The sequence below is a fragment of the Rhodococcus sp. WB9 genome (assembly GCF_007558985.1).
Lineage (GTDB): Bacteria > Actinomycetota > Actinomycetes > Mycobacteriales > Mycobacteriaceae > Rhodococcus_F > Rhodococcus_F opacus.
Window position 1 is genome coordinate 7613177 of sequence record NZ_CP041769.1, and the last position, 13951, is coordinate 7627127.

A 13951-nucleotide genomic window follows, 5' to 3' on the forward strand; every position below is an offset into this window, starting at 1 on the left:
CCTGTGCTCTACGAGCCTGCGGACTGGATGCCGGACTGCATGTCCGTGATCGCCTGATCCACCGACTTCTCACCCTTGATGGCAGCGTAGGCGTTGTCCTGCACGGCCTTCGACACAGCGGGGTAGAACGGCGTGACCGGACGGGGGACGGCGTTCTCGATCGACACCTTCAGCGTCGGCATGAACGGGTAGGCCGCGATGATCTCCGGGTCGTCGTACAGTGCGGCGCGGACCGGCGGCAGCGAACCCATGGCGATGATCCGCTGCGCCTGCTCACCCTGCAGGAAGGTGAGGAAGTCGCGGGCCGTGGCCTTGTTCTCGGAGTACGCGCTGATGGCGGCGTTGTAGCCACCGAGGGTCGAGGCGCCGATGCCGTCCTTGCCGGGCAGCGGGGCGACCGCGAACTTGCCCTTGACCGCGGACGAATCCTTGTCGGCGGTGCCGTACACGTACGGCCAGTTGCGCAGGAACAGCGCCTTGCCGTCCTCGAACGCCTTCTGGCTCTCGGGCTCCTTGAACGTGGTGTCCTGGGCCGGGATGTCACCGTTCTTGAAGTTGTCGACCAGCACCTGCAGGCCGGCGCGGGCCTCGGGGCTGTCGACGGTCGGCGTCTTGCCGTCCTCGCCGACAAACGAGCCGCCGTACGCGTTGATGACCTCGGCGGTGTTCACCGTCAGGCCCTCGTACGGTGCGAACTGACCGGCGTAGCAGTCGATGTTGTTGGTCTTCGCGACCTCACACGCGGCGGCCAGCTCGGCCCACGTCTTCGGTGCGGCGGGCAGCAGGTCGCTGCGGTAGTACAGCAGGCCGCCGTTGGTGTTCTTCGGCGCCGCGTACTGGGTGCCGTTGTAGGTGGCGCTGTCGACCGTGGCGGGGAGGATTCCGGTGTTGTCCACCGCGAACTCGCCGGTCAGCGGCTGCAGCCAGCCCTTGGCCGCGAACTCCGCGGTCCAGGGGACGTCGAGTGCGACGACGTCGTAGTCGGACTGCTTGGCCTGCAGGTGCTGGACCAGGTCGTCGTGCGCCTGATCGGCGTCGTTCGACTGCTCCTTGAACGTCACCTGCTCGTCCGGGTGCTCGGCGTTCCACGCGTCGATGATCTGGCGGACGACACCGGTCTCGGTGGTGTCCTTGCCCTCGACGTACGTGATGGGTCCGCGACCGTCGAGGTTCTCCGACGTGGAGTCGCTGCCGCTGTCGCTCGAGCAAGCGGTGAGCGTGACCAGCGAGGCAGCGGTGGCAAACACCGCGGCGCGCCGGACCGCTCTCGAAATCTGAACCATGGAGTCTCCCCGTAGGTAGATGTGGATGAACCCGTTACCGGCACGACAGAACTCGCGGCACCGGCGCGGTGTCGGAACATACTGTGGCATGGAACACCGCAGAAGTCCGGCATTACCCCCGACCTGAATCGGTCAGGAACCGCACCGGCCACCGCCGGGTCAGCTCAGCCGGTAGCCCTCGGACACCGAGAACAGGTGCACCTGGGACGGGTCGACGTGCAATTTCACCAGGTCACCCTTGCGGGGCGGGTTCCGCCAGTCGGCGCGGGCCACCAACTGCTGCGTCTCCCCGTTGACGGTGCTGCGGCCGTAGATGTAGGCGTCGGATCCGAGTTCCTCCACCACAGCGACCTCCATCGGGATGCCGGTGGTCGACAGTTCCAGGTGTTCGGGGCGGATCCCGACGACGACCTCGCGTTCGTCGGTATCAGCGCGCAGCTGCCGGGGCAGCGGAATGGTCGCGTCGCCGAGCAGGACCCCGTCGGGGGTGATCGGCAACGTGAAGAGGTTCATCGACGGTGATCCCATGAAGCCGGCGACGAACACGTTGGCCGGCCTGTTGTAGAGGTCGCGGGGCGACGCGCACTGCTGCAGCACCCCGTCCTTCAGCACCGCCACCCGGTCGCCCATCGTCATGGCCTCGACCTGGTCGTGTGTCACGTACACCATCGTCGTCTCGAGGCGACGCTGCAGCTGCGCGATCTGGGTGCGCGTCTGCACGCGGAGCTTGGCGTCGAGGTTGGACAGTGGCTCGTCCATCAGGAACACCTGCGGCTGCCGGACGATGGCACGTCCCATCGCGACACGCTGCCGCTGACCGCCGGACAGCGCCTTCGGCTTGCGGTCCAGGTACGGCTCGAGGTCGAGGAGTTTCGCCGTCTCCTCGACGCGCTTGCGGATGTCGTCCTTCGCGGCGCCGGCGAGCTTGAGCGCGAAACCCATGTTCTCGGCCACCGACATGTGCGGGTACAGCGCATAGTTCTGGAACACCATCGCGATGTCGCGTTCCTTGGGTTCCTGGGTGGTGACGTCGCGGTCGCCGATGAGGATCCGGCCGCTGTGGACGTCCTCGAGCCCGGCCAGCATCCGCAGCGACGTCGACTTGCCGCAGCCGGACGGGCCGACGAGGACCAGGAACTCACCGTCCTCGATCTTCAGGTCGAGCGTGTCGACGGCCGGGTTGTCCGAGCCGGGGAACAGGCAGGTGGCACCGTCATAGGTCACTGTGGCCATGAACGTCGAAGTCCCTTCTACCCGGCGCCGCGCACAGGTGCGTGAAAATGTACCTGTTGACACACTTTCTCACTCACCTACGGGTCGGTGGATGATCGGCTCGCACAATCGCCGTCAGGCCTCGTCGCGAAGCCGCCGATGACAATTCGGCCGAATTACCCTCGGTCCGAAACATGTTGGCGGCATTCATGTACAGGTTTCTCCACAGCTGGGGATGAATGTGCCGATGAATCGGGGCGGTGAATTCCGCGTGAACGCCACGAGTCGCCGGCGCAACCGCAGCGAGACCTCCTGCCGCATGGGGCGCTTCGCACCCGTGCGCCTTTTTGGTTGCCCTAGCTACCAGAACGGCGCACGGGTGGCGGAGCCGCCTCGAACCGGTCCGGGCTGTCCACGACACCCGCGCTGCAGGCGGTCAGGCGGGGTTCGGCGCTGGTCGTACGAACCCGGACCAGGTCGGTCCCGGCCGGGTGCCGGACCAGGACGTCGGTGTCGCCGTCCGGCCGCGGGGTCGCCGACAGCGGGATCACGTCGTCGAGTCCGAGCAGCGACCGCTCGACCCGGACGGTGTGCTCGGCGAACTGCAGCACCGGGACGTCGGTGCACCGGCCGCGGTAGTGTTCGAGCACCACGCGTCCGTGATCATGTTCGGCGACAATGTGTTCCGCCGCCTCCGCGGTGACCCGGCCGTAGTAGATGCCCGACGGCAGGCACACCATGGTCGCGGCGAATCGGTCGCCGCCGACGTGCGTCGATTCCCACACCCGTCCGTCGCGGTGGCCGAGGCCGGTGACGACGGGGCGTCCGAACGACGCGCAGCACGCGTCCTTCTTGCCGTGAGTGCAGACGAGAAACAGCGATTCGGCGGGGTCGAGACGTTCCCCCACTCCGGGTGACAGGTCGAGGTCGAGCAGCTCCCGGTCGTCACGCACCAGCAGCCGCTCCGCCCAGCCGTCGGCTCGTCCGGGACGCACGAGGTAGACATGACATCTGGCGGCGACGTCGCGGCGCTCCCGGGTGCGGATCAGCACCGGACGCACCCCGCGTCGGCGCACCGGGCGGCGAGTGCGTCGCCGAGGACCGGGTCGAGTCGACTCTGCCGGAGCCGGTCGCGTCCCCAGGGTCCGGGTTGCTCGATCAGCAGCCAGCCGCGCACCCGGGGCGCGGTGCCGCACAACGGCTCCTGGAGTGACCGGGAGAGCGCCGCGCAGGCCGGTGGCGTCCACCCCTCGGGCGACATCGTCGTCTGCACGCTCACGCAACAGACTGTATAAGGTTAGGTTCACCTATCTTCTACCCCCTTCGAGATCGAGGTCCAGGATGCGTTCTCCTACGTGCTCCCCGAATGTCACAGACGTCCAATGGCAGGAGATCGTCGACGCCCTCACGCGACGAGAATTCGGAGCCGGGCTGGGAGCAGCCGCACTGGCCGCGCTCACCGCCGCCTGCGCGCGACCCGACGCGGCAACGGGCAGCGACAGCGGCGCCCAGCGCACCGTCACCCACGCCATGGGCACGACGACGGTGAGCAACCGGCCGAGTCGCATCGTCGCCCTCGACAGCCTGCCCATCGACACCGTCGTCACGCTCGGGAAGACCCCGGTAGGCGCTGCTCAGGCCGGTTCCGCCGACGCGCTGCCCGCCTACCTGGGCGGCGGACTGGACAGCACCACCGTCGTCGGGTCGATCGCCGAACCGAACCTCGAGGCGATCGCCGCGTTGCAGCCCGACCTCATCCTCAGCAGCAAGCAGCGGCACGGCGACCTGTACGACGCGCTGTCCGCGATCGCGCCGACCGTGTTCTCCGCGTCGCCGGCGGTCGACTGGCAGGGGACGCTGCGGTTGTTCGCCGAGGCCATGGGTGAGACGGACGCAGCCGAGCAGAAGCTGTCGGCGTTCCACGCCCGCGCCGCCGCGTTGACCGAAACCAGCCGGGGCCGCACCGCGCACGTAATCCGCGTGATGGACGACGGCCTGCGCCTGCACGGGCCCGGCACGTTCTCCGGTTCCGTGCTGACCGCGGCCGGCTACACCGTCACCGGGCAGCCGTGGGACGCGAAGAACGACATGTCCGAGATCTCGCTCGAGAACGTCGCCCGGATCGACTCCGACATCGCGTTCGTCGCCAGCACGTCCGCACCGGGAGAACTGGGGATCGACCCTGTACTGATCGGGCAGATGGGGCCGTCACGACGCGACGGAGTCCGCCAGACCGACTACCGGGTGTGGATCACCGGCATCGGCCTCACCGGCGCAAACCTGATCCTCGACGACCTCGAGCGGCTGTAGGCGGCTCCGCCGCCCGTGCGCCTTTTTGGTAGCGCCGACGACCAGAAAGGCGCACGGGGGCTAGCCTGCCTGGGTGAGTTCCGACAAGATGCTGACCCGCATCGGTGGGCTCCTCCGGCAGGCGGAATCCACCGACAACCCGCACGAGGGCGAGGCCTTCATGGCCGCCGCCCAGCGCCTCGCCACCGCCTCCTCGATCGACCTCGCCGTGGCGCGCGCCCACGCGGCAGGCCGGGAGAAGCGCGCCACTCCCACGCAGCGCCTGATCACGATCGGTGAACCGCGCAAGAAGGGTCTCCGCACGTACGCGCAGCTGTTCCTGGTGATCGCCGCCGCCAACGACGTCCAGTGCGACATCGCCCAGACGTCTGCCGTCATCTACGCGTACGGGTTCGCCGGCGACATCGACGTCTGCGAAGCCCTGTACGCGAGCCTGCTGATCCAGATGGTCCGGGCATCCGACGCCTACATCAGGTCGGGCGAGTACCGCAGCGAGACGACGGTACGGACGCAGGTCGAGAAGCGTGGACGCCGCCGCGTCGCGACACGGGTGCGACGGCCAGTCGCCGGTGTGACCGCCCGGTTGAACTTCCAGCTCGCCTACGCCGCGCGGATCGGGCAGCGCCTCGCCGACGCCAAGCAGGAGGCCGAGGAGCAGGCGGTGTCCGTGCCGGAGTCCTCGGCGGAGACGGCACTGGTTCTGCGCGACAAGCAGCTCGAGCTGAAGGACTACTACTCGGAGAACTCGCAGGCCCGCGGCACGTGGCGAGGAGGACGGGCGTCCGCCGGACATTCGTCGAACGCCCGCCGGGCCGGCGACCGCGCCGCCCGGACCGCCCGCCTGAGCAACTCACCCGAACTGTCGACCGCCCGCAAGCAGATCCCGTCGTGAAGCGGCCCCGCGACACACAGCGGACCGCCGTGTACGACGCGGAAGCCCTCGTGCGCACCATGTTCGACCGCGCCGACGAGCGCGGGCTGCGCGTCGTCGACGTTCTGGGGTCGCAGGTGACGCTGCCGGTGGAACGCAAGTTCGCGTCGATCGATTCGGTGCAGGATTACGTGGACCGGGTGCTCGCCCTGAACTGGGTGCGGTCGACGTGGACGCGGGCGGCCACCCCGGTTCACGTCCGCGCGCGGTCGGGCAACAAGGCCGCCCACTACGAAAGCGATTGCGCGACAATCGCAGTACCCGAGCATCGGAACGGCAACGCCTGGGCGTTCCGCGAACTGGTGGTGCTCCACGAGGTCGCCCATCACCTCGATCCGTCCGACCCCGACTACCCGACGGTCGCCCCGCACGGACCGGAGTACGTGGACCGCTACCTCACCCTGGTCGGGGAGATCATCGGCCCCGAGGCGGCATTCGTCCTGCGCACCATGCTGCTCGCGGGCGGGGTGCGGCTGAACTGAGGTGCCTCAGGCGCGGGGGCGCAACCGAACGAAACGGATTTCACGGCCCGCCGCCCGGAAGTCGGCCGCGCTGCCGTCGACGTCGAAGCCCATGCCTTTGGCGATCCGCAGTCCGAGTTTCGGATGCTCCGCCGCGTAATGCGCCATGAAGTCCGCACCGGTCTCGGAATCGAGGAATTCGGCTGTCACCGAGCGTCGCCGGCGGCCCACCTGAATCTTCGCGCTCGGTTGTGCACGCAGGTTCCGGTACCAATCGGACTTGGGACCGAACCCGGCGGCCAGCACGTACCCGTCGCCGACGGCGTCGTGGTTGACCACCTCGAGCACGACCTGCCGCCGGACGCCGGTCTTGCGCCCCACGTGTTCGAGGAGCAGGAATCGGCCACCGAGGAGAAAGCCGAGGTGGACGCGGTAGAGGTAGATCGGCGCGCGGAAGAACGCCCGCCGGATCCCGGTCGGCGGGTCAGGCCTCTGCGTGACCTTCACACACGCAGTCTTCCACGTCCGCCGTGTGGTCGGGCGGTGATGCGTCCTCATCCGTTACGGAGACGATGGGCGGAAGACGCGCCGACAACCGGGTGAATGTACCGCTTGGCGTATCTGGGGCGCCGGACGGTACATTCGCCCGCTCGGCGGGTTCGTTGTGCGCCCGACCGTCGCGCGAGCACTATGGATCGGGAAGGCCCAACGTCTACTCCGAGGAGCCACGAATGACTCGTCCAGTTCGCATCGGTGTCCAGCTTCAGCCGCAGCACGCGCCCGACTACGGGCTGATCCGCGACGCGGTGCTGCGGGCCGAGGACGCCGGCGTCGACATCGTCTTCAACTGGGACCACTTCTATCCGCTGTACGGCGATCCGGCCGGCGCCCACTTCGAGTGCTGGACGATGCTCGGGGCGTTCGCCGAGCAGACGGAGCGAGTGGAGATCGGTGCGCTCGTCACGTGTGCCGGCTACCGGAACCCGGATCTGCTCGCCGACATGGCCCGGACCGTCGACCACATCAGCGGCGGACGGTTGATCCTGGGCATCGGCTCGGGCTGGTTCGAGCGCGACTACGACGAGTACGGCTACGAATTCGGCACCGCGGGGTCGCGGCTGAACCTGCTCGCCGAGTACCTTCCGCGGATCACCGCCCGGTTCGCCAAGCTGGAACCCGCACCCACCCGGCACATTCCGATCCTCATCGGCGGCGGCGGCGAGAAGAAGACGCTGCCGCTGGTCGGGCAGTACGGCGACATCTGGCACAGCTTCAGCGACATGGACACGTACAAACGTAAGTCGGGGATCCTCGCCGGATACGCACGGGATGCCGGACGCAGCCCCGACAGCATCCAGCACTCCACGTCGTGGCCGGGTGTCGACGATGCGGCAGCCCATGTCGACGCAGGCGTCACCCTGTTCACCGTGGGCGTGGGTGGTCCCGACTACGACCTCGGCACTCTGAAGGAGGCCATCGCCTGGCGTGACGAGAACACTCCGCCGCCGCTGTCGGGCCTGGCGTAGGCGCTTCGCACCCGTGCGCCCTTGTGGTTGTTCTGGCTACCAAAAAGGCGCACGGGCGGCGGAGCCGCCTACAGCCGCTCGAGGACCATCGCCATGCCCTGTCCGCCTCCGACGCACATGGTTTCGAGGCCGAACTGCTTGTCGTGGGTGGTCAGGTTGTTCAGCAGGGTCGCGGTGATGCGGGCACCGGTCATGCCGAAGGGGTGACCGAGAGCGATCGCGCCGCCGGAGACGTTCAGCTTGTCCTCGTCGATGCCCAACTCACGGGCGGAGCCGATCACCTGCACCGCGAACGCCTCGTTGATCTCGACGAGGTCGATGTCGGAGATGCCCAGTCCCGCGATCGCCAGGGCCCGCTTGGACGCCTCGATCGGGCCCAGCCCCATGATCTCCGGCGACAAACCGGACACCCCGGTGGACACGATCCGGGCCAGCGGGGTCAGCCCCAGCTCCTTGGCCTTGGTGTCGGACATGATCACCAGAGCGGCGGCGCCGTCGTTGAGCGGGCACGCGTTACCGGCGGTCACGGTCCCATCCGGACGGAACACCGGCTTGAGCTGACTCACGGCCTCATAGGTGGTACCGGCGCGGGGACCGTCGTCGGTGGACACGACGGTGCCGTCGGGCAGGGTCACCGGGGTGATCTCCCGCTCGAAGAAACCGGCGTTGATGGCCTCCTCGGCGCGGTTCTGCGAGCGCACCGCCCACCGGTCCTGCTCCTCACGGGTGATGCCGGTGATCTGCGCGACGTTCTCCGCGGTCTGGCCCATCGCGATGTAGGTGTCGGGGACCAGCCCCTCCTCACGCGGGTCGACCCACTGCTGGCCGCCCTGCGCGAGCTTCTCGGTGCGGGTCTGCGCGTCGGCGTACAGCGGGTTCTGGGTGTCGGGCAGCGAGTCGGAGTTGCCCTTGACGAACCGGGAGACGGTCTCGACGCCGGCGGAGATGAAGACGTCGCCCTCACCGGCCTTGATCGCGTGCAGTGCCATGCGGGTGGTCTGCAGCGACGACGAACAGTACCGGGTGATGGTGGTGCCGGGGATGAAGTCGTAGCCGAGCTGGACCGCGACGTTGCGGCCCATGTTGAAACCCTGCTCGCCGCCGGGCAGGCCGCAGCCCAGGATGAGGTCGTTGATGTCGGTGGGATCGAGCGCGGGCACCTTGTCGAGTGCCGCCTGGACCATCTGCGCCGCGAGGTCGTCGGGGCGCATGCCCTTGAGCGATCCCTTCATGGCGCGACCGATCGGGGAACGGGCGATGGAGACGATAACGGCCTCGGGCATGAGTAACTCCTACCGATTGACGTGGTGGACGGCAGTCGGTGCGGACCTGCAGCCCCTCAGTTCTAAGCATCTGCTTATTTTCTAAGCGTTTGCATATATTGACCACGCCCGCGGCACGGTGTCAACCCCCGGACGGTCGCGATTGTGCTCAACCGACAACGAACCGCCCGAACTCGAGCCCCAGAGGCCGTTTCTTGCACGAAAACCCCTCGATAGTGTTGTGGATCACACCACAACGAAAGGGCGGACGAAATCGTGTCGCACATCGGCTATTTCGCTTGGGACCTCGCCACACAGCGTGCTGACGCGCCGTGCCTGCGCGACGACCGACTCGAACTGACGTACCGCCAGTTCGCGGAGCGGGTCGACGCCTTCGCCGCACAGTTGTCCGAGAACGGTGTCGGACGTGGCGACGTCGTCGCGATCATGCTGCCGAACCGGGCGGAACTGCTCATCGCCCTGATGGCCTCCTGGCGGATCGGTGCGGCCGCCACCCCGGTCAATCCCACGTTCACCGCAAGCGAGGCGGAGTACCAGATCGACGACGCCACAGCGGTTCTCGTCGTCAACGAGGGACCTGACGCACCGACCGGTGGCCGTCCGGCGATCGCCGTCGGCGACATGGCGACCACCCCCGACCCCGCCTGGGCACCCGGCACCACCGCCGGCGGAGACGACCTCGCCCTGCTGATCTACACGTCCGGGTCGACCGGACGCCCCAAGGGCGTGATGCTCACCCACGACAACCTGCAGTTCATGAGCTCCTCGATGGTGCAGCATTTCTCGCTGACCGCCGACGACCACTGCCTCCTGATCCTCCCGCTGTTCCACGTCAACGCGATCTGCGTCAGCTTCCTGACCCCGATGCTCGCCGGCGGTCAGCTGAGCGTCACGGGGCGCTTCTCACCGGCCCGGTTTTTCGACGACGTCGCCCGCCTGCGGCCGACGTACTTCTCCGCGGTCCCGACCATCTACGCCCTCCTGGTCTCCCAGGACACCGTCGGCGACACCTCCTCGCTGCGGTTCGCGGTCTGCGGGGCCGCACCGATCTCCAAGGAACTCCTCGACCACGCCGAACAGCGTTTCGGACTCGTCATCGTCGAGGGCTACGGGCTGACGGAGGGCACGTGCGCGTCCGCGTGCAATCCGCCGGAGGGCCTTCGCAAGCCGGGCACCGTCGGCCCCGCGCTGCCGGGGCAGACCATCGCGATCGTCGACGAGTCCGGGGCACCGGTGCCGGCGGGGGCGGTCGGCGAGGTGGTGATCCGGGGCGCGAACGTGATGCGTGGCTACCTCGGCCGCCCCGAGGAAACGGAACGCACCGTCGTCGACGGCTGGTTGCACACCGGCGACGTCGGCCGACTCGATGAGGACGGCTACCTGACCCTCGTCGATCGCATCAAGGACATGATCATCCGCGGCGGGGAGAACATCTACCCCAAGGAGATCGAGAACGCTCTCGCCACCCATGACGACGTTCTCGAGGCGGCCGTGATCGGTGCCCCGCACGACGTGTACGGCGAAGTGCCGGTCGCCTACGTGGTGACGTACCCGGACACCGCCGTCACCCACGATGTCCTGGCCGAGCACCTGAGTAGCCGGCTCACGAAAGTCAAACTGCCGGTGGCCATTCACATCGTCGACGCGCTGCCCCGCAACCCTGTCGGCAAGATCGACAAGCCGGGACTGCGGAGTCGCCACCGACCTGCCGCCGTCAGCTGATCCAGTAACACCCCACACCTCGGGAGCACCCGAGGCGATGCCCCCTACCCTCAGGAGCCTCCCATGGGATTCAAGACCGGGAACTTCCCCGAAGTCGACCCCGCCACCTTCCTCGATCTTCCGTTCCGCGATCGCCTGCACGCCATGTCGACCCATTGGGTCGACTACGGCTTCGGAACCCCGAAGATGGTGCACACCATCTACATTCTGAAACTGCTCGTCCTCTATCTCGGCATCGGACTGTCGCTCGCGACGTTCACGTCCGGCCTGAACGTCCTCGACGTCGGCGCCTGGTGGAACCAGCCGATCGTCTACCAGAAGCTGATCCTGTGGACGGTGCTGCTCGAATCGGTGGGTCTCGCCGGTTCGTGGGGTCCGCTCGCCGGGCACTTCAAGCCGATGACCGGCGGCATCCTGTACTGGCTGCGCCCCGGGACCATCCGGCTCCCACCGTGGCCGGGCAAGGTGCCGTTCACCTCGGGCGACACCCGCACCGTCGGCGACGTCCTGATCTACGCGGCGTTACTGCTCAACATCATTGTGGCGCTGATACTTCCGGGAGTACACACGCCGTCGATCGACGCGGCTATCACCGACAACTCCGGACTCGTCCGCCCCGCGGTGCTGTTTCCCCTGATCGCGCTGCTGGTGCTGATCGGTCTGCGCGACAAGGTCATCTTCATCGCGGCTCGCAGCGAGCAGTACCTGCCCGCGATCGTCTTCTTCGGGGTCCTGCCGTTCGTTGACATGATCATCGCGCTGAAGCTGCTGATCGTCTCGGTGTGGGTCGGGGCGGGCGTCTCCAAGCTCGGGCACCACTTCTCGATGGTGGTGCCGCCGATGCTGAGCAACACCCCGTGGATGCCGTTCAAGAAGATCAAGCGCGCGCACTACCGCAACTTCCCCGAGGACCTGCGACCGTCGATCGTCGCCGGTGGTGTCGCCCATGTGCTCGGGACGGTCGTGGAGGTGGTGACCCCGCTGGTGCTGCTGTTCTCCACCAACCGCACGCTGACGCTGCTCGCAGTCGCGCTGATGGTCGCGTTCCACCTGTTCATCCTGTCCACGTTCCCGCTGGCGGTGCCGCTCGAGTGGAACCTGCTGTTCGCCTACGCGTCGATCTTCCTGTTCCTCGGATTCCCCGCCTGGGACGGGTACGGCGTCGCCGACATGTCCTCGGTGTGGCTGACCGCGGTGATCGTCGCCGCCCTGGTGTTCTTCCCGATCCTCGGCAACCTGCGCCCCGACCTCGTCTCGTTCCTGCCCTCGATGCGGCAGTACGCCGGCAACTGGGCGTCCGCCACCTGGGCCTTCGCACCGGGCGCCGAGGAGAAGCTCGACGAGCACATCATCCGTCCCACCAAGAACACGCGCACCCAGCTGCTCGCCACCTACCCGCCGGAGGTCGCGGACGTGGTGATGCACCAACTGCTCGGCTGGCGGTCGATGCACAGCCAGGGGCGGGCGTTGTTCTCGCTGATGATGCGCCACCTCGGCGACGACATCGACACCTACTCGCTGCGCGAGGCGGAGTTCAGCTGCAACTCGCTGGTGGCATTCAACTTCGGTGACGGTCACCTGCACAACGAGTTCCTGATCGCGGCACTCCAGCGGCGCTGCAACTTCGCTCCTGGCGAGTTCGTCGTCGCGTGGATCGAATCGCAGCCCATCCACAGGGGCACTCAGCAGTACAAGGTGATCGACGCCGCCCTCGGCGTCATCGAGCGGGGAACCTAATGGGAGTCGATCAGCGAGCCTTCGACAGGAAACGGATCACGAGGGGGAAGCTGATCACCGAGCCGCCGGCCGGTGAGCACTGCGAGAGCCTGGAGTGAGGGTCGATTCAGATTCCTGATTGTAGAGCGTGCCCCGGCCGGTCGGTGAGGTCGCCTGTAGCGCTGATGGGATGTCGTGCCAACCTCGAGCACTGGTCCATTAGGTAGCCGCCGGGTGTCCTCGAGCTCGAAATTGATTGAGCGAAAACCGAAGGAAGGGGCGGTGATCGATGATCTTCGTCGGCGACGATTGGGCCGAACAGCATCACGATGTGTATCTGATGGACGAGGCCGGGCGGAGGTTGGCATCTCGGCGGCTGCCGGAAGGGCTGGCCGGCATCCGGCAGCTCCATGAACTGGTAGCCGAGCACGCCGAAGAACCAGGTCAAGTAGTTGTCGGCATCGAAACCGACCGCGGCCTGTGGGTACAGGCGCTGACCACCGCCGGCTATCAGGTGTACGCGGTCAACCCGCTCGCGGCCGCGCGCTACCGAGACCGGCACCACGTCTCGGGCGCGAAGTCCGACGCCGGTGACGCCAAGCTGCTCGCGGACCTGGTGCGCACCGACCGGCACAATCATCGCCCGATCGCCGGAGATAGCGCGGACGTGGAGGCGATCAAGGTCCTCGCCCGCGGACACCAGAATCTGATCTGGGCCCGCACCCGGCAGACCAACTCACTGCGCTCGGCACTGCGGGAGTACTACCCGGCCGCGCTGGAGGTGTTCGACGACCTGCACGACCGCGACGCGCTCGCCGTGCTCGGTCGCGCCCCGACTCCCGCCGAGGCCGCGCACCTGACCCTGCCGGCGATTCGATCCGCCCTCAAAAAGGCTGGCCGGCAACGCAACCTCGACACCCGGGCCCGCGACATCCAGGCCGGACTGAGGGTCGAACATCTCGCTGCTCCGCCGCCGGTCGCTGCCGCGTTCGCTGCCACCACCAGAGCTGCGATCGGCCTCATCGTCGAGTTGAACCGGCAGATCACCGAACTCGAGGCCGAATTGGCAACACATTTTGAGTCACACCCGGACGCCGACATCTACCGCTCCCTGCCAGGACTTGGTGTCATACTCGGCGCCCGGGTGCTCGGTGAATTCGGGGACGACCCCGACCGCTACACCACCACCAAGTCTCGCAGAAACTACGCCGGCACCTCCCCGCTAACTGTCGCGTCCGGCAAAAAACGCGCGGTGCTCGCCCGCCACGTCCGCAACCGGCGCCTCTACGACGCCATCGACCAATGGGCATTCTGCGCACTCTCGTCCAGCCCCGGCGCCCGCGACTTCTACGACCAGAGACGCGACGCCGGCGACCTCCACCACCAAGCTCTCCGCGCCCTGGGCAACCGCCTCGTCGGCATCCTCCACGGCTGCCTCCGCCACCGCACCCACTACGACGAACACATCGCCTGGGACCACCGCCGCACCACCCGGGCTGCTTGACGA

Annotated in this window: 12 protein-coding genes and 1 pseudogene; 7 read left to right on the forward strand and 6 right to left on the reverse strand. The window is 67.5% G+C overall.

Features of this window, described 5'->3' with window-relative positions; all coding sequences use genetic code 11:
• Nucleotides 1-8: 8 nt before the first annotated feature.
• The 4 genes from FND50_RS35570 to FND50_RS37505 form a co-directional block, all read right to left on the reverse strand.
• Complete coding sequence (locus FND50_RS35570) at nt 9-1283, reverse strand: ABC transporter substrate-binding protein (protein WP_005264448.1); 1275 nt, start codon at nt 1281-1283, stop codon at nt 9-11.
• Nucleotides 1284-1442: 159 nt separating this feature from the next.
• The gene (locus FND50_RS35575; protein ID WP_144288882.1) at nt 1443-2516 is read right to left on the reverse strand and encodes an ABC transporter ATP-binding protein; all 1074 of its coding nucleotides are present in this window, start codon (nt 2514-2516) and stop codon (nt 1443-1445) included.
• A 335-nt stretch (nt 2517-2851) separates the two neighbouring features.
• A complete protein-coding gene (locus FND50_RS35580) occupies nt 2852-3547 on the reverse strand; it encodes a sucrase ferredoxin (RefSeq protein WP_260850851.1) in 696 nt (231 codons plus the stop codon).
• Nucleotides 3541-3774, reverse strand: a complete 234-nt coding sequence (locus tag FND50_RS37505; protein ID WP_260850852.1) for a hypothetical protein — start codon at nt 3772-3774, stop codon at nt 3541-3543. Before FND50_RS37505 ends, FND50_RS35580 begins: the two co-directional genes overlap by 7 nt.
• 62 nt (nt 3775-3836) lie before the next feature.
• On the opposite strand from FND50_RS37505, the gene FND50_RS35585 reads away from it, so the two are divergent.
• From FND50_RS35585 to FND50_RS35595, 3 genes are all read left to right on the forward strand, one after another.
• Nucleotides 3837-4805, forward strand: a complete 969-nt coding sequence (locus FND50_RS35585) for an ABC transporter substrate-binding protein (protein ID WP_144288883.1) — start codon at nt 3837-3839, stop codon at nt 4803-4805.
• A 73-nt stretch (nt 4806-4878) separates the two neighbouring features.
• Nucleotides 4879-5697 (forward strand): DUF2786 domain-containing protein, encoded by an 819-nt coding sequence (locus FND50_RS35590; protein ID WP_144288884.1) that lies wholly within the window; start codon nt 4879-4881, stop codon nt 5695-5697.
• On the forward strand, nt 5694-6218 hold the full coding sequence (locus FND50_RS35595; RefSeq protein WP_005264453.1) for a TIGR04338 family metallohydrolase: 525 nt from the start codon (nt 5694-5696) through the stop codon (nt 6216-6218). Before FND50_RS35590 ends, FND50_RS35595 begins: the two co-directional genes overlap by 4 nt.
• Nucleotides 6219-6224: 6 nt before the next feature.
• On the opposite strand, the gene FND50_RS35600 is transcribed toward FND50_RS35595, so the two are convergent.
• Nucleotides 6225-6704, reverse strand: a complete 480-nt coding sequence (locus FND50_RS35600; protein WP_144288885.1) for a nitroreductase family deazaflavin-dependent oxidoreductase — start codon at nt 6702-6704, stop codon at nt 6225-6227.
• 224 nt (nt 6705-6928) lie between these two features.
• On the opposite strand from FND50_RS35600, the gene FND50_RS35605 reads away from it, so the two are divergent.
• Nucleotides 6929-7723, forward strand: coding sequence for an LLM class F420-dependent oxidoreductase (locus FND50_RS35605; protein WP_005570362.1), 795 nt, complete (start codon nt 6929-6931; stop codon nt 7721-7723).
• A 68-nt stretch (nt 7724-7791) separates the two neighbouring features.
• Here FND50_RS35605 and FND50_RS35610 read toward each other — a convergent pair whose 3' ends face one another.
• Entirely contained in the window at nt 7792-9006 is a 1215-nt protein-coding gene (locus tag FND50_RS35610) for an acetyl-CoA C-acetyltransferase (protein WP_144288886.1), read from the reverse strand.
• A gap of 255 nt (nt 9007-9261) precedes the next feature.
• Here FND50_RS35610 and FND50_RS35615 point away from each other — a divergent pair, with 255 nt between their 5' ends.
• From FND50_RS35615 to FND50_RS35625, 3 genes and pseudogenes are all read left to right on the forward strand, one after another.
• Nucleotides 9262-10728 carry a class I adenylate-forming enzyme family protein gene (locus FND50_RS35615; RefSeq protein WP_054248111.1) on the forward strand — a complete coding sequence of 489 codons (1467 nt, stop codon included), beginning with the start codon at nt 9262-9264 and terminating at the stop codon, nt 10726-10728.
• A 63-nt stretch (nt 10729-10791) separates the two neighbouring features.
• Nucleotides 10792-12462, forward strand: a pseudogene (locus FND50_RS35620) (DUF3556 domain-containing protein); the annotation flags it as partial.
• Between the two features lie 271 nt (nt 12463-12733).
• A complete protein-coding gene (locus tag FND50_RS35625) occupies nt 12734-13948 on the forward strand; it encodes an IS110 family transposase (RefSeq protein ID WP_144288887.1) in 1215 nt (404 codons plus the stop codon).
• Nucleotides 13949-13951: the final 3 nt, after the last annotated feature.